Here is a 25,802-nt window from a genome sequence, read left to right as displayed (position 1 = left end):
CGATTTATGAAAAAAGTTTAATACCAATAAAAGCAAAACGAGGATGTAAATTAGATCCTGTATTAAAACAACACAACCGTGAAATCAATAAAAGAAGAATAGGAATTGAACATGTATTTGGTGTACTCAAGACCTTCAAAATACTTTCAGAGCGCTATCGAAATAGAGGGAAAAGGCTCGGTTTAAGATTCAATTTAATTGCTGGAATTTACAACTTAGAATTGAATGAAAAATGAGTTATGAAAGAGATCTAATGAAAATTTACGTTCTACTTGTAAATTATAGAGACGTAGATATATCATCCTCCAAAACCTCTTCCAATAACTCCTCGCTTGGAGCAAAGAAGTAAGCACCATCTACTGCGGTCACAAAATGCAACAGGCGGTCATGAATGCCATCACCAGTTGTGCCAAACATGTGCTCTAACATGTCATCAATGATGCCAAGATTTTTGGTATAAGCAATAAAGAACAGGCCTTGCTCACCTTTACCATCGCCATAAGGTAAAGAATGGCGCAAAATTTCCATCTCTTCACCTTTATCATCTTCAATCACAACACGTGCAATATGAGCATTTTCTGGTTTGACGTCATCATCCATTTCAATGCTCTCTAGTTTCGAACGACCCATGACGTTTTCTTGTGCATCGACTTTCAGACGTTTCCATTTATCTAAATCATGTATATAGCGCTGTGCAAATACAAAAGAACCATCTGCAAAAATACCTGCGTCTTCTGCTAAAAGTGCTGTTTCTGCACGATCATCAGGAAATTGTGGGTTTTCAGTGCCATCAATAAAGCCTGTTAAATCGCGCCCATCAAAATAGCGAAAACACACACGTTCATCCAAAACCTCGACTTTATCTTGAATCCCGTCGAAGAAGGCTTGGCTTAAAGTAAAGCAGATGTCACTACGTTGCGAGGCAATATGAATTAATACATCCGCGGGTACAGCGGGCATTTCAAAAGTACCCTGAATTGGGTCTAGTTGTTTGAATCCCTCAGGAGATTGTGTATAGAGTTTTGTCCAAAGTTGAGGGCCAAAGGCAATCGCAGTCTTAATTTCTGCATTTGGATGTTGGGTAATTAAACGATCTCGCGTGTCCAGTAAATCTTCGATCTTTTCTTTCAATTCAGGCAACGTTAAATCTTTTAAGCGTAATACGATAAAGCGGGCATGATCTGAAGGTAAGGGTAAAATTACGGATTGGGCGGTCATTCATAGCTCCTTTGTTTTTTATTCAATGTGTGGCTGGTTTTATTGTGCCTGATCAATGTGGGACTGAATAGCCTAAACTGTATTATTCTTGGGTGATAATTTCTCAGCACATTTCATGTGTGAAAAGTCATATAATGATCTGTTTTTCTGAGGTGGTGTGACGATGTCTTTTCAAGTTTGGATGGCGTTTATGTTGGCATGTTGGGTGATTAGTGTTTCACCTGGAGCAGGGGCAATTGCCTCGATGTCGAGTGGTTTAAACTATGGATTTCGACGTGGTTACTGGAATGCGATTGGTTTGCAACTGGCGCTGTTGGTGCAAATTGGGATTGTTGCCGCTGGGGTAGGGGTGCTTTTTGCCACTACACCTTGGGCTTTTCTGTTGGTGAAGTGGTTTGGTGTGGGCTACTTATTGTATTTGGCTTACTTGCAGTGGAAGGCACCTGTACAGTCCATCGAAATTGAACAAGAACAACAAGCGGCTAAGTCAATTCCTAAACTGGTGGGTTATGGTTTCTTGGTCAATATGAGCAACCCAAAGGCAATCGTATTTTTATTGGCGGTATTGCCCCAGTTCTTAGACTTGTCTAAGCCACAGTGGATTCAGTATGTAATGATGGCCGTGACCATGATCAGTATCGACCTGATTGTGATGGCGGGCTATACAGGTTTAGCGGCAAAGGTGTTGAAACTGTTGAAATCCCCAAAACAGCAAAAATACATGAATCGTACTTTTGCTGTGCTATTTAGTTGTGCTGCGGGACTTTTAAGTTTGGTGCATCAATAATAGAGAGCGATCAAGATTATTTATGAAAGATGATGGATTAAGCCATTTTTCTCACTTTCTGAACTGCAAAAATCAGCGCAAAAACCAACGCCATACACAGCACAATGCTGAGACCTGTTGGGGTATTGAGCGCAGCACTTGACCATAAACCCACGCTCACACCAAACTGTGCCATCACAAAGGCCCAAACCACCATTTGTTTAGGGGAGTGTGCAAGTAAGCGCGCAGTTAATGCAGGAATGACCAGCAATGCCCCCATCAGTAAAGAGCCCACCGCGCGTAACGCCAAAACGGTAAATACAGCAAGCAGTAGCATAAATACTAAACGTTGCCATTTCGCATTCACGCCTTCACTAGTGGCAATGTCTGGATCAATCGCAATTTGAATTTGGGCTTTCCAGTATTTGAACAGTACAGCGAGTGCCAGTGCAATCACAATCGCAAACATGGGTAAATCTGCCCAAGCAATGGTAAGCAAGTCACCAAATAAATAACTGAGTAATTCAGGTCTTAAACTTGGTAAATGTTGAATCAACATTAAGCCTGCACACAGCAAAGTAGCTGAACAGAGTGCCAGTAAGGCATCATTGGGTAAGCGTGGATCATGCAGTACCCACAAAATGGCGACCAGCATAAATGCCAAGAATGTGACGCCCACCCAAAACGGTAAACTGAGTGCTCCTGCAATCGCAACGCCCAATAAAGTGCCATGCGCCATGGTATCGGCAAAGAATGACATACGACGCCAAAGCATCAAGCAGCCCAAAGGTGCGGTTAAAAACACCAATAATGTCCCCATGGTCCAAGCAGGCAGCAGTAGATCTAACCATTCCAACATCTATTAGGCTTCCGGTTCAGGGTGAATATGAGGGCGAGGATCATGTTGGCAGGCTGTGGCACTGTCCCCGTGAGCACAATGATCATGATGATGTTGGTAGAACACACGGTTGGTGCCAAAAATGGCTTGGTATTCTGGATGTTGTTGAATATTCTCAGGTAAGCCGCTACAGCAAATATGTTTATTCAAGCAGACCACCCGTTGTGTGCCTTGCATCACCCACTGTAAATCATGCGACACCATCAATACCGCACAATCATATTTTTCAGGCAAGCTACGAACGTAATCATACAGTTCGGCTTCAGACTGAATATCGAGCCCTTGCATGGGTTCATCGAGGACTAAAAGGTCAGGCTGGCGCAGCAAGGCACGCGCCAATAATACGCGTTGTCGTTCGCCACCAGACAGCTGTTGTACTTTAGAATCTTGCAGTTTGGCAATGCCTGTATCTTGAATAATTTCTTGTTTAATTGCAGCAGGGCAGGATTCTAAATCAAGTAAGTCTTTCACACGTAAGGGTAGGCTGTGCGATGGATTAAACTTTTGTGGCACATAAGAAAATTTCAGTTTACGTGTCGATAGTATTCGTCCAGCATTGGGTCTTAAAATGCCCAAGAGTACTTTGATCAGGGTTGATTTACCTGCACCATTGGGGCCAATTAAGGTAACAATTTCTTGTTCGTGGATCGAAAAATCAATCTGTTTCAGAATGTCACGGTTATCGATACGGACACTAATTTGCTCTAAGGCAATCAGTGTCGGAGTGCTTAATTCGCTTGGCTGCAATTCTGACATTTTCCAGAAATCTCAATAATGCTGTGTTGTGCAGTAAAATGATCAGAAGTGGCAAGCACATCTAATTGTTGTAATAGTCCTTCAGATGATGCTTCTTTCACAATATGACATTCTGTGCAAATTAAAAATGCGGCTTGATGACCTTCGCGAGGATGACAGCAGGGGATATAGGCATTAATCGAAGTCAGACGATGAATCAGTCCCTTTTCTAATAAGAAATCAAGCGTACGATAAACGGTCGGTGGCGCAGCAGGACGATCTGATTCACTTTTAATCTTGGCGAGTAAATCATAAGCGCCCATTGGGCCATGTGCAGTCAAAATCAGTTCGAGCACTTCTTTACGAAGTGGAGTTAAGCGCGCTCCAGTGGCTGCACAGAGACTTTCTGCTTCAGCAAGGCGTGTTGCGACATTATGATGATCATGTACGCCATGTAATGCATTGTGGTGTTCATGCGAACATAAGCTCATAGCAACCTCAGTTCGGGCTTGAAATAGAAGAATTGACATTAAATTTTAACATGAACGGCTTTAAGTTACGATTAGACGTAGGTATTTTTGTTGAGTTGTTATATTATAACACTAGATAAAATTTAGTGCTGTGTAATCATGTCTCGTCTATTTGCTTTTTGTTTACTGTCCATTCTAAGTACTGTGGGGTGGACTCAAAGTCTTGTTGTTTCAACGCATCCGTTATATTTGATTGCACAAGAAGTCACAAAAGGGGTAGAGCAGCCTGTTTTGCTCCTAGAAAATCAAACTGGGCATGATGTGTCTTTAACACCCGCACACCGAAAGGCAATTCAAGATGCTGGATTGGTGATTTGGCTCGGTAAAGCCCACGAAGCTCCACTGGATAAACTGCTACATAATAATCCTAAAGCGGTTTCCATTTTGTCTTCAGGCTTGGTCAAAACTTTGCCGCAACGCAGTACTCGAGGTGCGCCTTTAGCCAATACGGTCGATACTCATGTGTGGTTAGATCCAAACAATGCGGTGCGTATCGGGTTCTTTATTGCAGCCTTGCGTTCACAGCAACAACCTCAATATCGCGATAAGTATTGGCACAATGCACAAGTATTTGCCAAGCAAATGTTTAGCACAGCACAGAAATTCCAAAGCCAAGGGGCAGCACAGCCGTATTGGGCCTATCATGATGCTTATCAGTACTTGGAACGTCCATTGCATTTGAAGCTTGCTGGATCAATGACTGATGATCCACATATTGCGCCAACCTTGGCACAAATCAAATATTTGAACGATCATCGTGGGCAAAAGAAAATGTGCTTACTGGCAGAAGCCCATGCCAGTTCCAATCAGTATCAAAAACTTCAGCCTATTGTGTTTCAGGCGGTTGACGAAAGTTTAACAGCGGAAAATAACTTCATTTCTGCATGGTCAGACTTGGCACAACAAGTCAAAAATTGTGTATTAACTGCACGCCAATGAAGTGAAAATAATCAATATTTAAGCAATAGCTAGACCGTTGTCGTATTGAAAAAAACTCGACTTAGGTCGGGAAAAGATTGCATGTTCAGGGGTGTAACTCTATAATGCCTGCGATTAAAAACGATCATCAGTTAAACTTGTCAAGCATTTATGCTGTGAGTGAATAAATAATGAGCCGAACTAGTCGCTTGATTGATCGACGATTAGCGAAAGCCTTAGTCATCTTGCAAGCATTTATGATTCCTGTGTCAGCCTTGTTGGCGTGGGTTGTGAAAGATGCAACAGCAGCTTTAAGTGCCGCACTTGGTGCGGGTGTTTGCTGGCTCGCAAGTTGTTATTTTTCATGGCAGTCGTTTCGAGCTGCAGGAGCGAGAGCATCCAAACAGGTACTTGCAAATATGTATCGGGGGATGATGGGCAAGTTTACGATTGTGATCGTCGGATTTATTTTAATTTTAAGCAATGTCCAACCGTTATCTCCGGGGGCGTTGTTTTGTGGTTTTATCCTCGTTCAAACCATGTCGTGGGTCGCTCCTTTTTGGGTGTCACGTCTACAAAAACGAGTTTAAGCGCAGCTAAATTGAAAAGTTTTTTTGGAGATAAGCGAGATATCACGCAGCATGCGATATTCGCTTACTCTATTTGTATTTGACATTGACCAGGTGTGATTTATGGCTGCTGAAGAACATGCCCTTACTTCGACCGAGTATATCAAGCATCACTTGACCAATATGACCTATGGCAAAATGCCAGACGGGACATGGAAATTGGCCGAGACTGGTGCTGAAGCTCAACAGATGGGGTTCACTGCTATTCACTTGGATTCAATGGGTTGGTCTATCACTCTTGGTGTGATTTTCTGTTTGTTATTCTGGTGTGTGGCGAAAGCTGCAAACTCTGGTGTTCCGACCAAGTTCCAGTCTGCAATTGAAATGATCATTGAGTTTGTGGACTCAAGTGTTCGCGACACTTTCCATGGCAAATCACGTTTGATTGCACCTTTAGCCCTCACGATTTTTGTGTGGATTTTCCTGATGAATGCGATGGATTTACTTCCAGTAGATTTCATTCCGCACCTTGCAGGAATTATTGGCTCTAACGTATTTGGTATGGATCCTCATCACGTTTACTTCAAGGTTGTACCTTCTACAGATCCAAACATTACCTTAGGTATGTCTTTATCTGTATTCGTACTGATCTTGTTCTACAGTATCCGTGAAAAAGGGATTGGTGGTTTCGTTGGCGAATTGGCACTTAACCCATTTAATCCAAGTAACCCAGTTGCAAAAGCGTTACTGATTCCAGTGAACTTAATTCTTGAATTGGTAACATTCCTTGCGCGTCCAGTTTCATTGGCTCTACGACTTTTCGGTAACATGTATGCAGGTGAGTTAATCTTCATCCTTATCGCATTATTACCGTTCTGGATCCAGTGGGCTCTGTCTGTGCCTTGGGCGATCTTCCACATTCTTGTTATTACGTTACAAGCGTTCATTTTCATGATGCTGACTATCGTATACTTGAGTATGGCTAGCGAAAAACATTAATGGTACGGCCTAACTATCAACGGATGGTTGGGCTTAAAATTTTTTTTACTTTAATTTGGTATAAACCTAACCTCTGAGGAATTATCATGGAACTCACTTTAGGTCTAGTTGCAATTGCATCTGCTATCTTGATCGCTTTCGGTGCTTTAGGTACTGCGATTGGTTTTGGTCTTTTAGGCGGTCGCTTCCTTGAAGCTGTTGCTCGTCAACCAGAATTGGCTCCACAACTTCAAACTCGTATGTTCTTAATCGCGGGTCTTCTTGATGCTGTGCCTATGATCGGTGTTGGTATTGGCTTGTTCTTCATCTTCGCTAATCCATTTGTAGGTTAATCAGCTTAATTCCTAAATTAAACTATTGAGGAATAGCGAAATGAATATCAACCTCACATTGATTGGTCAAGCGATTGCATTTGCGATGTTTGTCGCATTCTGTATGAAATTCGTATGGCCACCACTAATCAATGCGATTAGTGAGCGTCAGCGTAAAATTGCTGATGGCTTAAACGCTGCTGAAAAAGCAAAAGCTGATCTTGCGGATGCGCAAGCTCAAGTGAAAGCTGAATTAGATGCGGCGAAAGCGCAAGCGGCTCAATTGATCGAACAAGCGAACCGTCGTGGTGCACAATTGGTAGAAGAAGCGCGTACTCAAGCTGCGGCTGAAGGTGAGCGTATTCGTCAACAAGCGAAAGAAGCTGTTGACACTGAAATCAATTCTGCTCGCGAAGAATTGCGTCAACAAGTTGCTGCTTTGGCAGTTACTGGTGCGGAGAAAATCCTGAACCAGCAAGTTGATGCAGAAGCTCACAATGCCATGCTGACTCAGCTGGCTGCTAAACTTTAAGAGAGGCGATTATGGCTGAACTCTTGACGTTGGCACGCCCATACGCTAAGGCAGCATTTGCTTACGCTTCTGAGCAAAATGCAACTGACTCTTGGTCATCTGCATTGAACTTGCTCAGTGCTGCGGTGCAAGACGAAGCATTTTCAGCTTTCTTAACTCGCCCTGAGCTTACTCCTGCTGAGCAGGTAAGTCTTTTTGCAAAAGTATTAGGCGAAGACCAAACTGCAGCAGTGTCAAACTTTTTGACATTGCTTGCTGAAAATAACCGTTTGGTACTTCTTCCTGAAATTTCTGCGGAATATGAACAGCTCAAATCACAGAATAACAATACGGTGGATGTGGTGATTGAATCTGCATTCCCTATGACTTCTGTACAAGAACAATTACTTGCACATGCTTTAGAGAAAAAATTCGAAGCTGCGGTAAATGTGACTGTAGAAGTTAAACCAGAGCTTATTGCTGGTGTTGTTATTCGTGCAGGCGACCAAGTGATAGATGACTCTGCGCTTAACAAGCTTGAAAAAATGCGGACTCGTCTTCTTGCGTAATAAGGCTTGAAAAAAGCTGCGTATTAGAAGACTGAACTTAATAAAGATTGAGGTATAGCGCAATGCAACAACTGAATCCATCCGAGATCAGTGCGCTCATTAAACAGCGTATCGGCGATCTGGACACCAGCGCGACCGCTAAAAACGAAGGAACCATTGTTATGGTTTCCGACGGTATTGTGCGTATTCACGGCCTTGCTGATGCAATGTACGGTGAAATGATCGAATTCGACGGCGGCTTATACGGTATGGCACTGAACCTAGAACAGGATTCAGTGGGCGTCGTTGTTTTAGGTAACTACTTAAGCCTTCAAGAAGGTCAAAAAGCACGTTGCACAGGTCGTGTATTAGAAGTTCCGGTTGGTCCAGAACTTTTAGGCCGTGTCGTAGATGCTTTGGGTAACCCAATTGATGGTAAAGGCCCTATTGATGCAAAATTAACTGATGCTGTTGAAAAAGTAGCACCAGGCGTAATTTGGCGTCAATCAGTGGATCAACCTGTACAAACTGGTTATAAATCAGTAGATACAATGATTCCTGTAGGCCGTGGTCAGCGTGAGTTGATCATTGGTGACCGTCAAACTGGTAAAACAGCAATGGCGATCGATGCGATCATCGCTCAGAAAAACTCTGGCATTAAATGTGTATACGTAGCTATTGGTCAAAAACAATCGACTATTGCTAACGTTGTACGCAAGCTAGAAGAAACTGGCGCTATGGCGTATACCACTGTTGTAGCAGCAGCTGCAGCCGATCCAGCAGCAATGTTGTACTTGGCTCCATACTCTGGCTGTACAATGGGTGAATACTTCCGTGACCGCGGTGAAGATGCACTGATCATTTATGATGATTTGTCTAAGCAAGCTGTTGCTTACCGTCAAATTTCATTATTGTTACGTCGTCCACCAGGTCGTGAAGCGTATCCAGGTGACGTATTCTATCTTCACTCACGTCTTCTTGAGCGTGCTTCGCGCGTTTCTGCTGACTATGTTGAGAAATTCACGAATGGTGAAGTTAAAGGCCAAACTGGTTCATTAACTGCATTACCAATCATTGAAACTCAAGCGGGTGACGTATCTGCATTCGTACCAACGAACGTAATTTCGATCACTGACGGTCAGATCTTCCTTGAAACATCATTATTCAACGCAGGTATTCGTCCTGCTGTGAACGCGGGTATCTCTGTATCTCGTGTTGGTGGTTCAGCGCAGACTAAGATCATCAAAAAATTGTCTGGTGGTATCCGTACTGCTTTGGCGCAATACCGTGAATTGGCAGCGTTTGCTCAGTTTGCTTCTGACCTTGATGAAGCAACGCGTAAGCAACTTGAACATGGTCAACGTGTAACTGAATTAATGAAGCAAAAACAATATGCTCCATATTCAATTGCTGACCAAGCTGTTTCAATTTATGCATCTAACGAAGGCTACATGGCTGACGTTGAAGTGAAGAAAATCGTAGACTTTGATGCTGCGTTAATCTCTTACTTCCGTTCAGAAAATGCTGCGTTAATGCAAAACATCGATGAAACTGGTGATTACAACAAAGACATCGAAGCTGCAATCAAAGCAGGTATTGAAAGCTTTAAAGCGACTCAAACTTACTAATTTCAACTTCAGTTGGATTTAGTTTTGGTTTGGTTCACGGATCAACCTTCGAGGGCTCGAAAGGGCCTTCGAATACTAGGTTAAGCGTATGGCAAATTTAAAAGAAATTCGCGCCAAAGTAGCTAGTATCAAAAGCACGCAGAAAATTACTCGCGCGATGCAGATGGTAGCAGCTTCTAAGATGCGTCGTGCGCAAGAGCGCATGGCTCAAGGCCGTCCGTATGCCGAAAATATGCACCGTGTAATTGCTCATTTGGTTCAAGCGAATCCTGAATACAAACACCGTTATATGGTTGAACGCCCTGTGAAGCGCGTTGGCTATATCATTGTGTCTTCAGATCGCGGCCTTGCTGGTGGTTTGAACATTAACTTGTTCAAAAAAGTGGTTAAACACGTACAACAGCAACAAGAGCAGTCAATTGAAGTTCAATTTGCTTTAATTGGTCAAAAAGCGGTTTCGTTTTTTAAAAACTACGGCGGTAAAGTGCTGGGTGCTACGACAAATGTCGGTGATACACCAAGCCTTGAACAGTTATCTGGTTCTGTACAGGTGATGTTAGACGCGTTTGATAAAGGCGAGTTAGATCGTATTTATCTTGTGTCAAACGGCTTTGTCAATGCCATGACTCAAAATCAAAAAATCGAACAACTTGTTCCTTTAGCAACTGCTGAAGAAAACAAGACCCTTAACCGTCAATACGGTTGGGATTATATCTATGAGCCTGAAGCTGAACAGCTTTTAAATGGCTTATTGGTTCGTTATATCGAGTCTGTGGTATATCAAGGTGTGATCGAAAACATCGCGTGTGAGCAGTCAGCTCGTATGGTTGCAATGAAAGCTGCAACGGATAACGCAGGTGATTTGATCAAGAGCCTACAACTTATTTATAACAAGCTGCGTCAAGCCGCGATTACTCAGGAAATTTCTGAGATCGTTGGTGGTGCCGCTGCCGTTTAACATTATTTTGAATTGAGGAGACAGCAATGAGTAGCGGTCGTATCATTCAGATCATCGGCGCGGTTATCGACGTCGAGTTTGAACGTAACAGCGTTCCTAAGATCTATGACGCTCTCCACGTTGATGGCACTGAAACTACATTAGAAGTTCAGCAACAACTTGGTGATGGCGTAGTTCGTACTATTGCAATGGGTTCTACTGAAGGCCTTAAGCGTGGTTTGAACGTAACGAATACTAACGCACCTATCTCTGTACCAGTAGGTACAGCGACTTTGGGTCGTATTATGGACGTTCTTGGTCGCCCAATCGACGAAGCTGGTCCAGTTGCGACTGAAGCGCGTTTGCCGATTCACCGTCAAGCACCTTCTTATGCTGAACAAGCAGCTTCTACTGACCTTTTAGAAACCGGTATTAAAGTCATCGACTTACTATGCCCGTTTGCTAAAGGTGGTAAAGTTGGTCTGTTCGGTGGTGCCGGTGTTGGTAAAACTGTAAACATGATGGAGTTGATCAACAACATCGCTAAAGCGCACTCAGGTTTATCTGTGTTCGCTGGTGTTGGTGAGCGTACTCGTGAAGGTAATGACTTCTATCACGAGATGAAAGACTCAAACGTTCTAGACAAAGTAGCAATGGTCTACGGTCAGATGAATGAGCCACCGGGTAACCGTTTACGCGTAGCGTTGACTGGTTTGACCATGGCTGAGTACTTCCGTGACGAGAAAGACGAAAATGGCAAAGGCCGTGACGTACTATTGTTCGTAGACAACATCTACCGTTATACACTAGCAGGTACTGAAGTATCAGCACTTCTAGGTCGTATGCCATCTGCAGTAGGTTACCAACCGACACTTGCAGAAGAGATGGGTGTTCTTCAAGAACGTATTACATCGACTAAGTCTGGTTCTATTACGTCAATCCAAGCGGTATACGTACCTGCCGATGACTTAACAGATCCATCGCCTGCTACAACGTTTGCTCACTTAGACGCAACTGTAGTATTGAGCCGTGACATCGCATCTTCTGGTATTTACCCAGCGATCGATCCACTTGACTCAACTTCACGTCAGTTAGATCCACTTGTAGTGGGTACTGAGCATTACGAGATTGCTCGTTCAGTTCAAAACGTTCTTCAACGTTATAAAGAATTGAAAGACATCATCGCGATTCTTGGTATGGATGAACTTGCAGAAGAAGATAAGTTGACTGTTTACCGTGCGCGTAAAATCCAACGTTTCTTCTCTCAACCGTTCCACGTAGCTGAAGTGTTTACTGGTGCTCCTGGTAAACTTGTACCGCTTAAAGAAACGATTCGTGGCTTTAAAGGTCTTTTAGCTGGTGAATACGACCACATTCCAGAACAAGCGTTCTATATGGTTGGTGGTATTGACGAAGTAATTGCTAAAGCTGAGAAACTTTAATTAGTTACCTAATTTAGGAGATTCTCATGTCGACTATGCAGTGTGATGTTGTAAGTGTTCAAGAGTCTTTGTACTCTGGCACTGTAACGATGCTAATTGCTAAAGGTGCTGGTGGTGAGTTAGGTATTATGCCTGGTCACGCGCCACTAGTAACTTTACTCAAGCCGGGTACAATCCGTGTTCTGCTTGAAAACGGTACAGAAGAGTTAATCTATGTATCTGGTGGTGTTCTAGAAGTTCAACCGCATGTTGTTACGGTGCTTGCAGATACTGCAGTCCGTGCAGAAAACTTAGATGAAGCAGCAATTTTAGAAGCGCGTAAAAACGCTGAACAATTGCTTGCAAATCAAAAGAGCGATTTGGACTCAGCTGCTGCTTTGGCTGCTCTTGCAGAAACTGCTGCTCAGTTGGAAACCATCCGCAAAATCAAAAACCGCGCTCAATAAGCGACAGTTTAAGATTGAAAAAGCCACCGAAAGGTGGCTTTTTTTATTATAAATAACATTTTTGTAAAAAAATTGTTATATTTTACCGCTTGATATATTTAATTTATAAAACAGGGGTATCAAATGACAATTAAATTAGTTTTTCCATTACTTGTTGCATCACTATTTGTTGGATGTGCATCGGTGCCTAAAGTAGATCAACAGCTGTCTCAAAAGACCAAGGAATTAACAGCACCTCAAGAAGGCAAGGCTGGCTTGTATGTTTATCGTTCTAATAATATTGTGGGTTCAGCATTAAAAAAAGATATTTGGGTTGATGGGGAATGCTTGGGGGAAACGGCAAGAGGTGTATTTTTTTATAAAGAAGTGGACGGAAATAAAAATCACACTATTTCAACTGAATCAGAATTTTCTCCAAATCATTTGAAAATTGAGGCACAAAGCGGTAAGAATTATTTTATTCAGCAATATATTAAGCCTGGTGTTTTTGTGGGCGGTGCAGATTTAAAATTAGTAGATGATACACAGGGTAAAAAGGCTATTACTGAGTACAGCCTAGCTTCTGCTGGTAAATGTAGTAAAGCAACGATTCAACTTTAAAATTAATGTTTAATGGCAAGGGCATTTGTGGGATTTAACCCATTAAAAAAATGCCCTTGCTTTATTGTAAAGGCTAAAATTTTTATATGACTAAACCTTTTTAGAATGCAGACATCTTCAAAAAAGTAAAAATTATATCTAAAGTTGAATTCGTTTAAGGTTTGCATTGAGTTAAGCTTTTAGAAAATTGAATAAAGATTATCAATGAATATCATCGAACAAGAACCCCATTTTTGGGAACTTTATCAAGATAATCATCAATATTATTTGGGAATCGCGGTGGACATGAGTTCGGTGGTCTCTTGCTGGGACATCTTTCTCACCGCTGAACAGATTGATGTTTATCAGCAGCAAGGCAGAGAGAGCATTACGATTTTAGCCAAGACTATTGTAGATGCGGTGTATCGGGGTGACTTTAGCTATTTACATCAACATCAGGTTTCATCCGAGCAAACACAGGCAATGCAAACTGCCTTTCAACAATGGCGAGCGCGTTAGAATAGATTTTGCATAAACCCCACGGATAGTGATGCATCCCTTAAACGCGAGAATGGCATTCATTGTTTCTAACTATGCAGGGTTTGTGCTAATTGGGTGAGTAGCTGCAATTTCGATCAAAAAACACACCAAATACTTACCTTTCATCTCCAGACTTTATGTTAATCATGAATGAGGTTGCTACATAAGAATTTTATTCAAACATGAGTACTTGGAGAATGAAAATGGCAAATACAATGAAAGCGGCAGTCGTCACAGCATTCAATCAACCCTTACAAATTCAAGACGTTGAAATTCCAAAAATTAGTGATGGTAAAGTTTTGGTCAAAATGATTGCGACGGGTGTTTGTCATACCGATTTACATGCGATGCATGGGGACTGGCCTATTCAACCACATTTGCCCTTCATTCCTGGTCATGAAGGGGTGGGTAAAATCATTGAGATAGGCGCAGGTATTAATCATCTGAAAGTAGGTGATGTGGTGGGGATTCCTTGGCTTTATTCGGCGTGTGGGCATTGTGATCATTGTTATGCCGGTTGGGAAACCCTATGTAAACAACAACAAAATTCAGGTTATTCGGTCAATGGCAGTTTTGCCGAATATTGTTTGGCCGATGGTAACTATGTTGGCGTGATCCCAGATGGTGTTGACTTGTTCGCAATTGCCCCGATTTTATGTGCAGGGGTAACCGTCTATAAAGGGCTTAAAATGACTGAAGCCAAAACAGGGGATTGGGTGGCAATATCAGGTATTGGCGGTCTAGGGCATGTCGCGGTGCAGTATGCCAAAACGATGGGCTTTAATGTGGTTGCGATTGATGTCGATGATACTAAGTTAGAGTTGGCAAAACAGTTAGGTGCAGATGTTGGCGTAAATGCACTGAAAGTCAATGTAAAAGAGGAAGTCCTTAAAGCGACAAGTGAGGGCTGTCATGGGGTACTGGTGACTGCGGTATCACCGAAAGCATTTGAACAGGCTGTTTCAATTGTACGTCGCGGGGGAACAATGGTACTCAATGGCTTGCCACCTGGAAAGTTCGATCTTTCTATTTTTGACATGGTGCTAGATGGGATTACCGTTCGAGGTTCAATTGTTGGGACACGTTTAGACCTGAAAGAAGCCTTAGATATTGCAGCACGTGGCAAAGTAAAAGCCCATATTCACGTAGAGCCTTTAGAAAATATCAATGATATTTTTGAGCGGATGGAGCAGGGCAAAATTGATGGGCGAATCGTGATTGATTTTAATCTTTAAATGGATATGGAGGATTCATCGCATTCAAAGTGTAAGATGAATCCTCTGATTATTACTTCACTATGATTTTTCACTTGATGTGGGCTGTAACAGTAACATCTTGGCCAATTTGAGCATTTCAGTTTGCACCGAAGTCATTTGTTGTTCAATTTTGTGTAAATCGATCGATTCGAGTTCAACTTTGCCATTTAAATAAGGTAAATCGAGAACTTGTTGGTTGGTAGACATGATGTTTTGTCGAATGGATTCAATTTCCTGACTTTTTAAGTCCAAGCTACTTAAAGCGCGGTTGAAGTCTGTGAGTTGCTGGTGCAAAGCATTGACTGATGTTTGTAGCGCTTGCTGATTTTTATCAGCCAAAGCCTGCTCTAAGTCAGTCTGAGTTTGTTTCAGTTGTTGGACGTAGTCGCCTGCTTTTAATTGCATGTCGGCAACATCACGCAGCACATAGATCATGTTCCCGTTTTTTAATTCGGTCTCTGCATCGTGATTGACTGGGCTATGTTCTTCTACTTCAGTGGAATTTGCTGTTTGAGTATCCTGTTCTGTCGCCTGATTACAACCGAATAAGCTGATTGCGGCAACAAAAATACCAAAAGGAAGTAAGGCACCTTGCAGAAGTTTTTTCATAATCTTGAATGGTCTCAATTTAACATTGTATCGCTTTAAAGAAATTATAAAACGACAACTTCACTTTCCAAAGTAAGGCTGCAAAGCAACAACAAAAAGGGGGAGCTATAAAAAAGAGTGCTGGTCGCACTCTTTGGATATTTGGGGATCTTACATTCCTGGTACGATTTTAATAATGTTGTGATTTAACACATTGGTTAAAACATAATCGCCATTCACTTTGATCCATTGTTCATTTTTGCCTGGCTTGTTTAATTTTTTGTATTTACTGTGGTCAACTTTGTAACTTTGACCACGGTATTGCGTTGGAACGGGATTGCCTGGTTTCCATGTCGCCGATGGGCGAGTCATTTGTTTATTCCCAGCTTTATTATTGCTTGCTGGTTTATGTTGATCTTGTGCATGGTGACTTGATGCGTCGCTATGCATGTCTTTATGGTTGGCATCGTTGTGATTCTTAGATGCATGTTGTTGATGATCTTGCATATTTTGTGGAGCAGCAAAAGCGGGAGCCGCCACTAACGCAGTGGATAAAGAGAAAACAACAGCTTGTACTAAACGATTCATTATCTACCTTCGACTTTCTATCTTGTTCTGATTAGTCTATTAAAGCAGTAAGTGATTGAGTTAATTTGAATTTAATGTTGTATAAATATTAAAATAATGAAGGAATTAAGAAGAGGTTTTTAGAACATCAGCAGCCAATAGTGACTGCCGAGGTCCTGAAGGGTCTGCTATTTTTGCAACTCAGCTTGAATAGCATCCACAATACGTGGGTCATCTGCAGTAATGTCTGGTGCGAAACGCGCTACGACTTGTCCTTGTTTATTGACGAGGAACTTCTCAAAATTCCAGAGTACTTCTGGGGGTTCATTCGGTGTGAGACCGTAATCGACTAAATCTTTCCACCAAGGCCCTTCACCAATACGTTCAGGAATGGCATGGATTAAGGTTTCATAGAGTGGATGCTTATCTTCGCCTGCGACAGAAATTTTTGAAAATAAAGGGAAATCAATTTGGTAGTTGAGTGAGCAGAATTCTTGAATTTCACTATCGCTACCAGGTTCTTGTGCCAAAAAGTTGTTGGCAGGAAAGCCTAAAATTTCTAAGCCCTGATCTTTTTGTTGCTGATACAGTTTTTCTAAACCTTCATATTGCGGGGTTAAACCACATTTTGATGCTACATTGACAATTAAAAGGACTTTGCCTTGATATTGATTCAAGGTGATGTCTTGTCCCTGAATGGTTTTTACAGGAATGTCATAAACAGACTGGCTCATATACAGATCCATTGATTTTTATCGGGTGTTGATGTTGTAACCAGAATTCACGTGAACTTCAAGTTGAATCCTGCAAGTGAAGTAAAAAGAGGGTGGAGCTGTTGGTTTATTCGCGTAATTGTGCTGGTGTTTGTCCTGTATAGCGCTTAAAGAATTCAATAAAACTGGAACTATGTTGATAACCCAAATCATAAGCCAGTTTTTTAACTGTCGATCCTGCATGCAGTTGATCAATCGCATACAGAATTTTCGCTCGATTGCGCCATTCTGCGAGACTGAGTTGCAGTTCTTGTTGGCTTAAACGCAGTAAATGTCTTTCCGTGAACTGAGTTTCACTTAAGACTTGTTGCAGACTTTTGGCAAAGCGTTGCGGATTGGCCAATTGTTGTAAAATTGGTTTTAACACGCGGTGTTGTGTTTGCGGTAGATAGTGTTCATAAGCAGGTGCTGTACGCAGTTGATCAAGTAAAACATGAAGTAAATGTTCGTATTCAAGCGATCTCGGTACACTTTTGTGGCGTAGAACTTCTTTAATTAAATGGCGAAGAAAAGGGTTGATTTCTACGGCTTTGGTGGTCTTGGGAAAGTATTTGCAAAGCTTGGGATGAAGGTGAATACAAATATAATGGGTCGGTTGAATTTCACGTGCAATACAGGCATGTGCAGTATGGGCGGGAATCCAAAGCCCGTAATTGGGAGGAGATAAATGATGTATTCCTTCAATTTCATAATCCAAAATACCATTTAAACTGAAATTAAAATCGCCCCAGATACAAGAATGTGCTGAAATTTCGTCATTTTGTGCATAGAAATATTCATGTACTTCAATCAATTGACATAAATCAGAGTATGAATCATTGTTCATAATGGATTCCCATATTGATGCGGCAAAGGTGTGTTATACCAAGCGGATTAATCTGCCATATGAATGTCTGAAAAACCGTATGTTTATTATTTCAGACTTTTAGGACAATAGTCATTTAAGACCTTGTAACTGAGTAGGCAAATGCAGCAAAAGAAATGGGCAAAATTGGCGGTCATGCTCCCCTTAATTGCAGTTTTTATCTGGTCGCTGAATATTGCAGTGACGCGTTATGTCGCAGATTATATTTCACCTGTGAGCATTAGTTTTTATCGTTGGTTGGTGGCTTTTATTGTGCTGACACCAGTGATGCTACCCAAAGTGTGGCAGCAGCGTCAGTTAGTTGCGTTGCATTGGAAGCAATTTGCAATACTCAGTGCCTTTGGTATGTTGCTCTATCAAGGTCTGGCATATAGCGCTGCACATTATACCACTGCGACCAATATGGGGATTATTAATGCTTTTATTCCCATTTTTACCATTTTTGTTTCCATCATTATTCTTAAAGAAGTCCCCAATCGTTTTGCCATCATGGGGAGTTTGGTGTCATTTCTGGGTTTACTCTATGTGATTGCACAAGGGCAGTTACAGACTCTGCTGCATTTAGGCGGGCATTGGGGAGATCTGCTGATGGTGATTGCAGTGTTCTTCTATGCTTTTTACGGGGTGTTTTTAAAGAAATGGCAACTGAAAGTGCCACTCATGATCAGTTTGTACGTACAAATTGGATTTTCTCTCATTTATCATTTGCCCTTTGTGCTGTGGTTGGGCATTGATCGTTTAGATATGCAAAATACGGCAAGTGTTTTATATGCGGGCTTATTTGCATCCCTGATTGCACCTTGGGTGTGGATGCTTGCTGTACAGCGTTTGGGGCCTAATCAAACCAGTATCTTTATGAATCTCATGCCCGTTTTTACAGCGATATTGGCTTATTTCTGGTTACATGAAGCATGGACGACACATCACACCATTGGTGGGATCATTATTATTATGGGTATTGTAATGGCACAAATAAAATCACGGCGGGCGCAATCTGAAGCAGCAGAGTCAATTAATCTGATGAATAAATAACCAAACAGTAGATTTTATTGATTTATTTTTTTTGGACTAAACTACCAGTTATAAGTGCAAATTTGCATGCTGTCAAATGATTATTTATTTAAAAATATTTTAAAAATAGAAGGATAGTTTGACTTTTTGAGAAAATTTCACATTTTAATCATGCATTTAATCAAAAGTTAAGCGGGGATAATGGATTTGTATTTTGATTTGAAATGTTAGATAATATTCACATCAAGAATGATTGGTTAAGTATTTCTTAATAATACTTTAAGTCTAACATTCAGCAAGATTTTTGAACCCTCTGGATGTGATTAACACACATCCTTTTTATGCTCAATCAACCTATTTGATTGAGCTTTTTTTTGTCCAGATTTTCTATAAAATTCATTATTTTATTCGCTTATGCACGAATAATTTGCCCTGTTTCTGCATCTAAAATACGACTTGGTTCCTGACTTAAGCCTAAATCACCATTTAGATAATTTAAATGATGGTTAAAGTATTTATTGGCTTCTTGTAGTGAACGTGCGGGTTCAAGCCCCGCAGGGTTAGCACTGGTCGATACGATAAAACCATGAAATGCACTGCAAAGTGCCACACATAAAGGGTGGGTGGTCACGCGAATGGCAACTTTGGGATGATTGCCTTTGATCCAGATTGGAATGTCCTCACTCGCAGGCAGTAACCAAGTGGTTGCACGTTCGGTTGGGCTACAGTGGCTCCAAGAGGCAATAACAGTATCACGCATTTCTGGGGGGAGCCCTACCAGTAAGTGTTCGACTTGAGAAATATGCCCAGCCAATAAGATGACACCTTTTTCAATTGGACGCTGTTTTAATTTTAAAATCTCATTAAATGCAGCTTCGTTATAGGGATCACAGCCTAATCCCCATACTGCCTCTGTTGGGTATGCCAAGACCTGTCCGCGTTTTAAACTATCGGCAGCTTCAGCAACAGAGGTGGTAATCATTTTCGTGTCCTAATTTAAGCAAAGGCTTATTCTGAACCTTATTGGCTAGGACGACAACGCAAATAAACCCCAGATTGTTGCATACACAAACCTAAAAGCTCCAATTCCATCAATTGGGCAGTCAGTGAGGCGGTATCTTGTTTAAGATGGATGGCCAAATGATCGAGAGGATAGCCCGTCCAGTTCAGTTGATTATAAAGTGACATTAAATGCTCAGGAATCTCAGGCTTTGCGAGGACTGGTTGTGTAGTTGAATCACTCTGAGATTGCTGCTGTGCTTGCCATTGAGTCGGTAAAGCAAGGTCTTCTAAGACTTGTTCAGGATGATCCACCAGAATTGCACCTTCACGAATCAGTTGATGGCAACCTTGATGGAATTCACTATAAATATGCCCAGGAATCGCAAACACCAATTTGCCTTGTTCTGCTGCAAGTTTAGCCGTAATGATTGAACCACTTTTTAAACTGGCTTCAGCAACAATCACGCCTAAAGAAAGTGCGCTGACAATTCGATTGCGGCGTGGGAAATGATGTTGCAGGGGTGGAGTATGGGGTAAAAACTCACTGATGATGGCACCTGACTGCTGCAAAATTTGTTGGCGAAGCTGCTGATGCTGCGAAGGGTAAGTTTGATCAAGTCCTGTACCCATCACTGCCAGTGTACGTTGATGGGATAAAGCGCCTTGATGAGCAGCTTGATCTATGCCTTGTGCCAAGCCACTGCTAATGACAAAACCTTTTTCACTAAGATAGTACGAAAAATCATAGGCGATTTGTCGACCATGCGGACTTGGTTTACGACTGCCAACAATGGCGATTTGTGGCTGCATCAAGAGCGAAAGTTGCCCTTGTCCAAACAGAATCGGGGGGTTATCACTATAAGGCAGCAGTTGTTGAGGATATTCAGGATCGTGATAACTCAGTACAAAATCACTATGTTGCTGAATGTCCTGAATGAGGTGTTGAAACTTATTTTGTTCAGGCGCTGTGTAAAACTGTTGTGCGCGTTGAATATGATTTTTATGTAAACCTAATTTGGACCAATCTTGCAAATTGTGAGGTTGTACTGCGTTGTGGGCTGTACCAAAGTGTTGTTCTAGTTTGTAAAAACTGCTGAGCGAGTGCTGAACCAAATACCACAAGGTAATGATGTCCATTTGCACTTGTGATAATGGTTTCAGCATAGGAACTCCGAATTAATCGTCCATTAACGGTGGTTGAATGTAAGCACCGATTTTGATAGGTAAGGAACTGTCAAGCACATAACCATAACTAAAGTGATCAAAAGTTCTGAACACCATTAAGTTACCAATTTTTTGTCCGGGCAATTGCACCATTTCTTTGGTTTTCGGGTCTCGAACCTGTTCACCTTTTTGGTTGATGCTAAATACATGTCCCACTTGAACCCCTTCGAAACTACCGCGGTCTATGGTCACGACGCTGTGTTGAGCGGCAGTGCCAATAGAGCCCATCACCCGAACAATCTGACCACCAGCAGTTACATCTTCCGCCATGGTTGGATAGAACAAGGTCGGCAACATTGGGTCATAAACAGGCAATACACGGTCACCACGACGCACTTCGGCATTAAAGCTATCCGTTAATTCTAGTGTTGTGATGTCATTTTCACTTGCAACAGCTACGCCCGTCGCCACCTGATTCAGCTCAAGTCCAGCATTGTACTTTTTGCCTTTTTCATTGTTGAGGGTGTACGGGTCGCCTTCGCGATAAACCGCATATTGCTGGCCCACTTCTAAGCCATTGCCACGTGCATAGATGGTTTGACCTTTGGCTGCCAATACGCGTTGATCGGCGGTACCCAGTACATAAGGTGTATTGTCCACTGACTCAGGAGCCACAATGGTTGAATGTTCTAACCATTGTTTAATATTGTCTAATGGGATCACAGGAATAGCATTATTTAACGATTCAATTCGCACTTGGGGTTGTAACTTCGTTCCCCCTGCATAACGACGAATAATGCCATCACAGCCATCACCTTCGTCTTTGCCAATCAGCGGTTTGCCTTGATAGCTACAGAGTAAAAGTTTATCGCCAGGGAAAATCCAGTGAGGATTTTTCACGTGACGGTTACTCGCCCAAATTTCAGGCCAGCGCCAAGGCTTATCTAAAAACTTTCCTGAAATATCCCATAGGGTATCGCCTTTTTTCACCACATAGACCTGTGGTGCACCTGCTTTAAGGGCAGGAGGATTGACGTTACGAGTAGGTGCAGCTTCAACCACTGCGATAGAACCAACACTGATCGCCAAACCGACGGTCAGTGCCAACAATTGCTGTTTAAACCCCAAGGCACTAAAAGATGGCATGCCCTTCAAAACCTTTTTCATTATCATAATTCCTAAAATTATGTACGTAATTTACGTTATAATAGCGATATTACACACATTTTTTTGATGAAGCATTCCTTCATTTGGTTTTTTGATCAATGGCATAAGTGAGGACGTTTATGGCCTTATTACCTATTTTAAGTTTCCCCGATCCCCGTCTTCGTACCATTGCACAACCCGTCGAAGAAGTTACTGATGAAATTCGTCAGTTAGCTGCAGATATGTTTGAAACCATGTATGAAGCGCCAGGCATTGGTTTAGCCGCTACCCAAGTTGACCGCCATATTCAGTTGATTGTTATGGATCTATCTGAACATAAAGATCAGCCTATGGTGTTCATTAACCCCAAAATTACCCCATTGACTGAAGAAACCCAGCCCTATGAAGAAGGCTGTTTATCAGTGCCTCAAATATACGACAAAGTTGAGCGTGCGTCACGTGTAAAAATAGAGGCAATTAACCTTGAAGGTCAATCCTTTACAATAGAAGCAGACGAACTTCTCGCTGTTTGTATTCAGCATGAAATGGATCACTTAAACGGTAAATTATTTGTCGACTATTTATCACCACTCAAGCGTCAACGTGCACGTGAAAAAGTGGAAAAATTGACGCGTCAGCGCCAAAAAGAGAAAGTTGTAGTCAAGCGCGGATAATTTCTCCCTCAAAATCATCTTTAAGTATGAACCCAATTCCGATTGGGTTTTGTTATACTGGTGCCGCACAAATTGCAGGATGATTATTTTTGCTTTTCCGTGGTGGTTTGCTGCTGGCATATGTCGCAGTTTTTTTACAGATTGCTGTTTTTTTACAGCCTTTGCTGCCGAAGCAATATCAAGTTGCTCCGGTCTGTGAAACCATAACGCGTGCACTTTTACTTCCTTCTCAAACGGTAAACGCCGTGCAGACTGCTGCTATGCAGCATATGCAATATTTACATCATCAAGTAGAACAAAAACAGCATATTCATGATCACCATGATGCAAGCCATCAATGCCAATACTGTACTGTATATGGCAATTTAGTCTTGCCGCCTGAACTTGATATAAAGCCAATACTGGATCGTATTCAAGTGCGTTTAATCGCTTTTCAAAAAGCCTTTGCTCATGTTTGGTTTGTTCTACAGCAACTATTTCTTATCCCACAAGGACGGGCACCACCGCTCTGGGCATAAATCCGCTTTATTCCGCTTGGGTCAAAATGACTTAGGCACAGTGTTATTTATGTTTTAGAGAGATTGAGATGGCTCAGCCAAAATTCTTGTCACAGCCTTTATCGGCTGCAATTTGTATCGCTTGTTATTCTTCAAGCAGTGTTGCTGCACAACAAGCGCAAAATACCACTCAGTTAGCGCCAATTGTGGTGACTGCCCAACTAAATCATGATGCAAATGGTTTGATCATTCACGCAGACCCCAAACAACCGATACAACCTGTTCCTGCAACAGATGGTGCTGATTATTTACAAAGTATTCCTGGTTTTAGTTCAATTAAAAGTGGTGGAACCAATGGGGATGTGACTTTTCGTGGCATGTTTGGTTCGCGGATTAAAATTTTATCGGACGGCAGTGAAAACTTAGGTGCGTGTCCTGCACGTATGGATGCGCCAACGTCTTATATTCAACCTGAAAGTTATGATCGTATTCGCGTGGTTAAAGGCCCTCAAACGGTTCAATATGCCAATACGGGTTCGGCTGCAACGGTGATTTTCGAGCGACAAAAACCACAATTATCTCAAGATAAAAACTATCTTGGACAAGCCAGTGTTTTAATCGGTTCGTTCGGTCGTTTGGATCATAATGTTGAAGCAGTAGTCGGTGATGAGAAAAAATATATTCGCCTGAATGCCAATCGTTCAGTTGCTGACAGTTATCAAGATGGTGAGGGCAATAGCGTTCCTTCTGCTTGGGAACGTTGGAATACTGATTTAGCATTCGGATGGACGCCAAATGAAGACACATGGATCGAACTCACAGGTGGAAAAGCCGATGGTGAGGCTGAGTATGCAGGTCGTAGCATGGACGGTTCGCAGTTTGCGCGTGAAAGTCTCGGTTTGCGATTTGAAAAGAAAAACCTGACAGATGTGATTAAGAAAGTCGAAGGACAGGTGAACTATAGTTATAACGACCATATTATGGATAACTTTAGATTAAGAACACCACCGATGACACACGATATGATGACGCATCAAATGGTAGCGAATTCATCAGAAATGCAAGTCACACGCCGTACTTTAAATTCGCGTTTAGCGATAAGCAGTGAATGGGATAAATTAAGCTTCATTACAGGGATTGATTCTCAGCAAAATCATCATGCTGGCAGTATGAAGTCCATGATGATGAATATGCCGTTAAGCACCAATATGAAATTTGATTCCTATGGGGCTTTTGGGGAGCTTAGCTATCAATTGAATGATGCTTATAAATTGGTGACGGGCGCACGTATTGATCAGGTCGAAATTGATGCACTAAAACTTAATGATGAGCGTAAAGAAACTTTACCAAGTGGCTTTATTCGCTTGGAAAATCAGTATCCCGAACATAATGCCAAATCGTATATCGGCCTGGGCTATGTAGAGCGCGTTCCAGATTATTGGGAATTATTCAGTACAGCGCATGGCAATACAGGTATGCCAAAGCCAACATTTAATGACCTTAACACTGAAAAAACCTTACAGCTTGATATGGGCTATCAGCAAGAGCATGGTGCATTCAGTCTATGGACATCTGCCTATGCAGGTTTAGTTAATGACTTTATTCTACTGAGTTATCATAACCACTCTACAGGCCATGGTCATGGTTCATCTTTTAGTGCAGGGGCTAAAAATGTCGATGCTGTGATTGCGGGTGCAGAAGCAGGTGTTAGCTATCAGTTTACCGATACGATTCAAGCCGATATTAGTACCATGTATGCATGGGGGGAAATTAGCGATAATAATGATCCACTTCCTCAGATTGCACCATTAGAAGGGCGTTTCAATTTAAGATATGTGCAAGATCAGTATTCTTTAGGCTTGTTATGGCGTGCAGTGGCAAAGCAGGATCGTATTAACCTGAATAAAGGTAATATTGTCGGTTATGACATTGGGGAGAGCAAAGGTTTTAGCACACTTGCATTGAATGCAACCTATAAAGTGATGAATGATATTGATCTGGCGGTAGGTATAGACAATGTTTTGGATAAAACCTATACCGAACACTTAAATAAGTTGGGTGTTGGCGTAGATGGTCAAGTTGGCACTGCACAATTTAACAATACGGGTCGCAATTATTGGGCGCGTATTAGTATGAAGTTCTAAATATATTGTGATGATCGGGAACAGCCATTCTAGAAATAGAGTGGCTGTTTTTGTTTTTAAGATGAAAATGGTCTGAAAAACAGCAATATGTATGGATATTCACCATAAAGTGTAGAAAGAAACATCAAATAAAGTAAAGTAATAGTGAGAAAAATAAGAATATTTAAACAAAAACAACTACTTGAATTTATAGAATGTGAAATTTATGGCTTAAATTTATATGATCTTAAAAAATAGATAAAATTTTAAAATTAAATTTAATATAAATAACAGTATCTTATGTTTTTATGAGTTTGAAAAATAAACATGTAAAAATATTTATTTAGAAAAGGTATTGCAAGGGATTAGAAATGCTGTAGAATGCACATCCATCGGCGGTGATGTTGATTAAAACTTGTTGAGAAACAAGGATTTAGCCCAAGCGGTAGAATCTAGAAGTCTTGAATAAGTTTAAAAATAATTAACAAAACCTGTTGACTTTAACTTAGATTAGAGTAACATAGCCGACCTAGCTTGATGATGACGAGTCATCAAGAAGAT

General features: G+C 41.6%; 30 protein-coding genes. 19 read left to right on the top strand and 11 right to left on the bottom strand.

Going from position 1 to position 25,802, the window contains the following annotated elements:
• Nucleotides 1-236: transposase (locus tag E0H82_RS15880; RefSeq protein ID WP_165492972.1), on the top strand; the 236-nt coding region annotated here is incomplete at its 5' end.
• A gap of 43 nt (nucleotides 237-279) precedes the next feature.
• On the opposite strand, the gene E0H82_RS15875 is transcribed toward E0H82_RS15880, so the two are convergent.
• Nucleotides 280-1,218, bottom strand: a complete 939-nt coding sequence (locus E0H82_RS15875; protein ID WP_131265683.1) for a Dyp-type peroxidase — start codon at nucleotides 1,216-1,218, stop codon at nucleotides 280-282.
• A gap of 163 nt (nucleotides 1,219-1,381) precedes the next feature.
• On the opposite strand from E0H82_RS15875, the gene E0H82_RS15870 reads away from it, so the two are divergent.
• Nucleotides 1,382-2,005 (top strand): LysE family transporter, encoded by a 624-nt coding sequence (locus E0H82_RS15870; protein ID WP_131265682.1) that lies wholly within the window; start codon nucleotides 1,382-1,384, stop codon nucleotides 2,003-2,005.
• Nucleotides 2,006-2,042: 37 nt separating this feature from the next.
• Here the strand turns inward: E0H82_RS15870 and znuB are convergent, their stop codons facing one another.
• The 3 genes from znuB to E0H82_RS15855 are packed head-to-tail and all read right to left on the bottom strand — an operon-like array spanning nucleotide 2,043 to nucleotide 4,108.
• Nucleotides 2,043-2,843 carry a zinc ABC transporter permease subunit ZnuB gene (znuB, locus tag E0H82_RS15865; protein ID WP_131265681.1) on the bottom strand — a complete coding sequence of 267 codons (801 nt, stop codon included), beginning with the start codon at nucleotides 2,841-2,843 and terminating at the stop codon, nucleotides 2,043-2,045.
• Between the two features lie 3 nt (nucleotides 2,844-2,846).
• Complete coding sequence (gene znuC / locus E0H82_RS15860; RefSeq protein WP_131265680.1) at nucleotides 2,847-3,638, bottom strand: zinc ABC transporter ATP-binding protein ZnuC; 792 nt, start codon at nucleotides 3,636-3,638, stop codon at nucleotides 2,847-2,849.
• Nucleotides 3,611-4,108 (bottom strand): transcriptional repressor, encoded by a 498-nt coding sequence (locus E0H82_RS15855; protein ID WP_131265679.1) that lies wholly within the window; start codon nucleotides 4,106-4,108, stop codon nucleotides 3,611-3,613. The genes znuC and E0H82_RS15855 overlap by 28 nt, the downstream gene beginning before the upstream one ends.
• A 138-nt stretch (nucleotides 4,109-4,246) precedes the next feature.
• Here E0H82_RS15855 and E0H82_RS15850 point away from each other — a divergent pair, with 138 nt between their 5' ends.
• The 13 genes from E0H82_RS15850 (at nucleotide 4,247) to adhP (ending at nucleotide 14,810) form a co-directional block, all read left to right on the top strand.
• Nucleotides 4,247-5,086: a metal ABC transporter substrate-binding protein gene (locus tag E0H82_RS15850; protein ID WP_131265678.1), complete on the top strand. Its 840-nt coding sequence runs from the start codon at nucleotides 4,247-4,249 to the stop codon at nucleotides 5,084-5,086.
• A 170-nt stretch (nucleotides 5,087-5,256) separates the two neighbouring features.
• Nucleotides 5,257-5,655 (top strand): ATP synthase subunit I, encoded by a 399-nt coding sequence (locus tag E0H82_RS15845; protein ID WP_131265677.1) that lies wholly within the window; start codon nucleotides 5,257-5,259, stop codon nucleotides 5,653-5,655.
• A gap of 102 nt (nucleotides 5,656-5,757) precedes the next feature.
• Complete coding sequence (gene atpB, locus E0H82_RS15840; RefSeq protein ID WP_116763356.1) at nucleotides 5,758-6,633, top strand: F0F1 ATP synthase subunit A; 876 nt, start codon at nucleotides 5,758-5,760, stop codon at nucleotides 6,631-6,633.
• Nucleotides 6,634-6,719: 86 nt separating this feature from the next.
• Nucleotides 6,720-6,965: a F0F1 ATP synthase subunit C gene (atpE, locus tag E0H82_RS15835; protein ID WP_000424060.1), complete on the top strand. Its 246-nt coding sequence runs from the start codon at nucleotides 6,720-6,722 to the stop codon at nucleotides 6,963-6,965.
• A 40-nt stretch (nucleotides 6,966-7,005) separates the two neighbouring features.
• Complete coding sequence (locus E0H82_RS15830; protein ID WP_116763354.1) at nucleotides 7,006-7,476, top strand: F0F1 ATP synthase subunit B; 471 nt, start codon at nucleotides 7,006-7,008, stop codon at nucleotides 7,474-7,476.
• A gap of 11 nt (nucleotides 7,477-7,487) precedes the next feature.
• Complete coding sequence (locus E0H82_RS15825; RefSeq protein ID WP_131265676.1) at nucleotides 7,488-8,024, top strand: F0F1 ATP synthase subunit delta; 537 nt, start codon at nucleotides 7,488-7,490, stop codon at nucleotides 8,022-8,024.
• 62 nt (nucleotides 8,025-8,086) lie between these two features.
• The gene (gene atpA / locus E0H82_RS15820; RefSeq protein ID WP_004684423.1) at nucleotides 8,087-9,631 is read left to right on the top strand and encodes a F0F1 ATP synthase subunit alpha; all 1,545 of its coding nucleotides are present in this window, start codon (nucleotides 8,087-8,089) and stop codon (nucleotides 9,629-9,631) included.
• A gap of 88 nt (nucleotides 9,632-9,719) precedes the next feature.
• On the top strand, nucleotides 9,720-10,589 hold the full coding sequence (gene atpG / locus E0H82_RS15815) for a F0F1 ATP synthase subunit gamma (RefSeq protein ID WP_004684424.1): 870 nt from the start codon (nucleotides 9,720-9,722) through the stop codon (nucleotides 10,587-10,589).
• Nucleotides 10,590-10,615: 26 nt separating this feature from the next.
• Nucleotides 10,616-12,010 (top strand): F0F1 ATP synthase subunit beta, encoded by a 1,395-nt coding sequence (gene atpD, locus E0H82_RS15810; RefSeq protein WP_104221778.1) that lies wholly within the window; start codon nucleotides 10,616-10,618, stop codon nucleotides 12,008-12,010.
• 26 nt (nucleotides 12,011-12,036) lie between these two features.
• On the top strand, nucleotides 12,037-12,456 hold the full coding sequence (locus E0H82_RS15805; protein WP_131265675.1) for a F0F1 ATP synthase subunit epsilon: 420 nt from the start codon (nucleotides 12,037-12,039) through the stop codon (nucleotides 12,454-12,456).
• 123 nt (nucleotides 12,457-12,579) lie between these two features.
• Complete coding sequence (locus E0H82_RS15800) at nucleotides 12,580-13,056, top strand: DUF2846 domain-containing protein (RefSeq protein ID WP_131265674.1); 477 nt, start codon at nucleotides 12,580-12,582, stop codon at nucleotides 13,054-13,056.
• Between the two features lie 204 nt (nucleotides 13,057-13,260).
• The gene (locus E0H82_RS15795) at nucleotides 13,261-13,554 is read left to right on the top strand and encodes a hypothetical protein (RefSeq protein WP_131265673.1); all 294 of its coding nucleotides are present in this window, start codon (nucleotides 13,261-13,263) and stop codon (nucleotides 13,552-13,554) included.
• A 224-nt stretch (nucleotides 13,555-13,778) separates the two neighbouring features.
• Complete coding sequence (gene adhP / locus E0H82_RS15790) at nucleotides 13,779-14,810, top strand: alcohol dehydrogenase AdhP (protein WP_131265672.1); 1,032 nt, start codon at nucleotides 13,779-13,781, stop codon at nucleotides 14,808-14,810.
• A 60-nt stretch (nucleotides 14,811-14,870) separates the two neighbouring features.
• Here the strand turns inward: adhP and E0H82_RS15785 are convergent, their stop codons facing one another.
• From E0H82_RS15785 to E0H82_RS15770, 4 genes are all read right to left on the bottom strand, one after another.
• The gene (locus tag E0H82_RS15785) at nucleotides 14,871-15,440 is read right to left on the bottom strand and encodes a hypothetical protein (RefSeq protein ID WP_131265671.1); all 570 of its coding nucleotides are present in this window, start codon (nucleotides 15,438-15,440) and stop codon (nucleotides 14,871-14,873) included.
• A gap of 150 nt (nucleotides 15,441-15,590) precedes the next feature.
• Complete coding sequence (locus tag E0H82_RS15780; RefSeq protein WP_131265670.1) at nucleotides 15,591-16,007, bottom strand: RcnB family protein; 417 nt, start codon at nucleotides 16,005-16,007, stop codon at nucleotides 15,591-15,593.
• A 167-nt stretch (nucleotides 16,008-16,174) separates the two neighbouring features.
• Nucleotides 16,175-16,720: a glutathione peroxidase gene (locus E0H82_RS15775; protein ID WP_131265669.1), complete on the bottom strand. Its 546-nt coding sequence runs from the start codon at nucleotides 16,718-16,720 to the stop codon at nucleotides 16,175-16,177.
• Nucleotides 16,721-16,826: 106 nt separating this feature from the next.
• Nucleotides 16,827-17,585, bottom strand: a complete 759-nt coding sequence (locus E0H82_RS15770; RefSeq protein ID WP_131265668.1) for a helix-turn-helix domain-containing protein — start codon at nucleotides 17,583-17,585, stop codon at nucleotides 16,827-16,829.
• 141 nt (nucleotides 17,586-17,726) lie between these two features.
• Between E0H82_RS15770 and E0H82_RS15765 the strand changes: the two genes are divergently transcribed.
• On the top strand, nucleotides 17,727-18,656 hold the full coding sequence (locus E0H82_RS15765) for a DMT family transporter (protein WP_131265667.1): 930 nt from the start codon (nucleotides 17,727-17,729) through the stop codon (nucleotides 18,654-18,656).
• Between the two features lie 391 nt (nucleotides 18,657-19,047).
• Here the strand turns inward: E0H82_RS15765 and E0H82_RS15760 are convergent, their stop codons facing one another.
• Genes E0H82_RS15760 through E0H82_RS15750 form a run of 3 tightly spaced genes read right to left on the bottom strand, consistent with a single transcriptional unit; the run spans nucleotide 19,048 to nucleotide 21,968 of the window.
• On the bottom strand, nucleotides 19,048-19,617 hold the full coding sequence (locus E0H82_RS15760) for an L-threonylcarbamoyladenylate synthase (protein ID WP_131265666.1): 570 nt from the start codon (nucleotides 19,615-19,617) through the stop codon (nucleotides 19,048-19,050).
• 38 nt (nucleotides 19,618-19,655) lie between these two features.
• Nucleotides 19,656-20,801, bottom strand: coding sequence for a DNA-processing protein DprA (gene dprA / locus E0H82_RS15755; RefSeq protein WP_131265665.1), 1,146 nt, complete (start codon nucleotides 20,799-20,801; stop codon nucleotides 19,656-19,658).
• 12 nt (nucleotides 20,802-20,813) lie between these two features.
• Complete coding sequence (locus tag E0H82_RS15750) at nucleotides 20,814-21,968, bottom strand: LysM peptidoglycan-binding domain-containing protein (protein WP_131265664.1); 1,155 nt, start codon at nucleotides 21,966-21,968, stop codon at nucleotides 20,814-20,816.
• Nucleotides 21,969-22,087: 119 nt separating this feature from the next.
• Between E0H82_RS15750 and def the strand changes: the two genes are divergently transcribed.
• The 3 genes from def to E0H82_RS15735 all read left to right on the top strand — a co-directional run bounded on the left by def (nucleotide 22,088) and on the right by E0H82_RS15735 (nucleotide 25,262).
• Nucleotides 22,088-22,621 carry a peptide deformylase gene (gene def, locus E0H82_RS15745; RefSeq protein ID WP_131265663.1) on the top strand — a complete coding sequence of 178 codons (534 nt, stop codon included), beginning with the start codon at nucleotides 22,088-22,090 and terminating at the stop codon, nucleotides 22,619-22,621.
• An 89-nt stretch (nucleotides 22,622-22,710) separates the two neighbouring features.
• Nucleotides 22,711-23,139 carry a DUF2946 family protein gene (locus E0H82_RS15740; RefSeq protein ID WP_131265662.1) on the top strand — a complete coding sequence of 143 codons (429 nt, stop codon included), beginning with the start codon at nucleotides 22,711-22,713 and terminating at the stop codon, nucleotides 23,137-23,139.
• Nucleotides 23,140-23,207: 68 nt separating this feature from the next.
• A complete protein-coding gene (locus E0H82_RS15735; RefSeq protein WP_131265661.1) occupies nucleotides 23,208-25,262 on the top strand; it encodes a TonB-dependent copper receptor in 2,055 nt (684 codons plus the stop codon).
• Nucleotides 25,263-25,802 lie beyond the last annotated feature (540 nt).

This window comes from Acinetobacter sp. ANC 4910, assembly GCF_004331035.1.
GTDB lineage: Bacteria > Pseudomonadota > Gammaproteobacteria > Pseudomonadales > Moraxellaceae > Acinetobacter.
The sequence above is the reverse complement of the archived record's forward strand: the minus strand, read 5'-3'. Positions and strand labels throughout refer to the sequence as shown.

What these genes read in the sequence shown, in the direction of transcription:
- E0H82_RS15750 (WP_131265664.1), bottom strand. Translation starts at nt 21,968, where the DNA reads ATGAAAAAGGTTTTGAAGGGCATGCCATCTTTTAGTGCCTTGGGGTTT.
- E0H82_RS15875 (WP_131265683.1), bottom strand. Translation starts at nt 1,218, where the DNA reads ATGACCGCCCAATCCGTAATTTTACCCTTACCTTCAGATCATGCCCGC.
- atpE (WP_000424060.1), top strand. Translation starts at nt 6,720, where the DNA reads ATGGAACTCACTTTAGGTCTAGTTGCAATTGCATCTGCTATCTTGATC.
- E0H82_RS15870 (WP_131265682.1), top strand. Translation starts at nt 1,382, where the DNA reads ATGTCTTTTCAAGTTTGGATGGCGTTTATGTTGGCATGTTGGGTGATT.
- E0H82_RS15845 (WP_131265677.1), top strand. Translation starts at nt 5,257, where the DNA reads ATGAGCCGAACTAGTCGCTTGATTGATCGACGATTAGCGAAAGCCTTA.
- atpG (WP_004684424.1), top strand. Translation starts at nt 9,720, where the DNA reads ATGGCAAATTTAAAAGAAATTCGCGCCAAAGTAGCTAGTATCAAAAGC.
- znuB (WP_131265681.1), bottom strand. Translation starts at nt 2,843, where the DNA reads ATGTTGGAATGGTTAGATCTACTGCTGCCTGCTTGGACCATGGGGACA.
- E0H82_RS15785 (WP_131265671.1), bottom strand. Translation starts at nt 15,440, where the DNA reads ATGAAAAAACTTCTGCAAGGTGCCTTACTTCCTTTTGGTATTTTTGTT.
- dprA (WP_131265665.1), bottom strand. Translation starts at nt 20,801, where the DNA reads ATGCTGAAACCATTATCACAAGTGCAAATGGACATCATTACCTTGTGG.
- E0H82_RS15770 (WP_131265668.1), bottom strand. Translation starts at nt 17,585, where the DNA reads ATGAACAATGATTCATACTCTGATTTATGTCAATTGATTGAAGTACAT.
- E0H82_RS15805 (WP_131265675.1), top strand. Translation starts at nt 12,037, where the DNA reads ATGTCGACTATGCAGTGTGATGTTGTAAGTGTTCAAGAGTCTTTGTAC.
- E0H82_RS15800 (WP_131265674.1), top strand. Translation starts at nt 12,580, where the DNA reads ATGACAATTAAATTAGTTTTTCCATTACTTGTTGCATCACTATTTGTT.
- znuC (WP_131265680.1), bottom strand. Translation starts at nt 3,638, where the DNA reads ATGTCAGAATTGCAGCCAAGCGAATTAAGCACTCCGACACTGATTGCC.
- def (WP_131265663.1), top strand. Translation starts at nt 22,088, where the DNA reads ATGGCCTTATTACCTATTTTAAGTTTCCCCGATCCCCGTCTTCGTACC.
- E0H82_RS15850 (WP_131265678.1), top strand. Translation starts at nt 4,247, where the DNA reads ATGTCTCGTCTATTTGCTTTTTGTTTACTGTCCATTCTAAGTACTGTG.
- E0H82_RS15825 (WP_131265676.1), top strand. Translation starts at nt 7,488, where the DNA reads ATGGCTGAACTCTTGACGTTGGCACGCCCATACGCTAAGGCAGCATTT.
- E0H82_RS15775 (WP_131265669.1), bottom strand. Translation starts at nt 16,720, where the DNA reads ATGAGCCAGTCTGTTTATGACATTCCTGTAAAAACCATTCAGGGACAA.
- E0H82_RS15735 (WP_131265661.1), top strand. Translation starts at nt 23,208, where the DNA reads ATGGCTCAGCCAAAATTCTTGTCACAGCCTTTATCGGCTGCAATTTGT.
- atpB (WP_116763356.1), top strand. Translation starts at nt 5,758, where the DNA reads ATGGCTGCTGAAGAACATGCCCTTACTTCGACCGAGTATATCAAGCAT.
- atpD (WP_104221778.1), top strand. Translation starts at nt 10,616, where the DNA reads ATGAGTAGCGGTCGTATCATTCAGATCATCGGCGCGGTTATCGACGTC.
- E0H82_RS15795 (WP_131265673.1), top strand. Translation starts at nt 13,261, where the DNA reads ATGAATATCATCGAACAAGAACCCCATTTTTGGGAACTTTATCAAGAT.
- atpA (WP_004684423.1), top strand. Translation starts at nt 8,087, where the DNA reads ATGCAACAACTGAATCCATCCGAGATCAGTGCGCTCATTAAACAGCGT.
- E0H82_RS15830 (WP_116763354.1), top strand. Translation starts at nt 7,006, where the DNA reads ATGAATATCAACCTCACATTGATTGGTCAAGCGATTGCATTTGCGATG.
- E0H82_RS15855 (WP_131265679.1), bottom strand. Translation starts at nt 4,108, where the DNA reads ATGAGCTTATGTTCGCATGAACACCACAATGCATTACATGGCGTACAT.
- E0H82_RS15760 (WP_131265666.1), bottom strand. Translation starts at nt 19,617, where the DNA reads ATGATTACCACCTCTGTTGCTGAAGCTGCCGATAGTTTAAAACGCGGA.
- E0H82_RS15765 (WP_131265667.1), top strand. Translation starts at nt 17,727, where the DNA reads ATGCAGCAAAAGAAATGGGCAAAATTGGCGGTCATGCTCCCCTTAATT.
- E0H82_RS15780 (WP_131265670.1), bottom strand. Translation starts at nt 16,007, where the DNA reads ATGAATCGTTTAGTACAAGCTGTTGTTTTCTCTTTATCCACTGCGTTA.
- adhP (WP_131265672.1), top strand. Translation starts at nt 13,779, where the DNA reads ATGGCAAATACAATGAAAGCGGCAGTCGTCACAGCATTCAATCAACCC.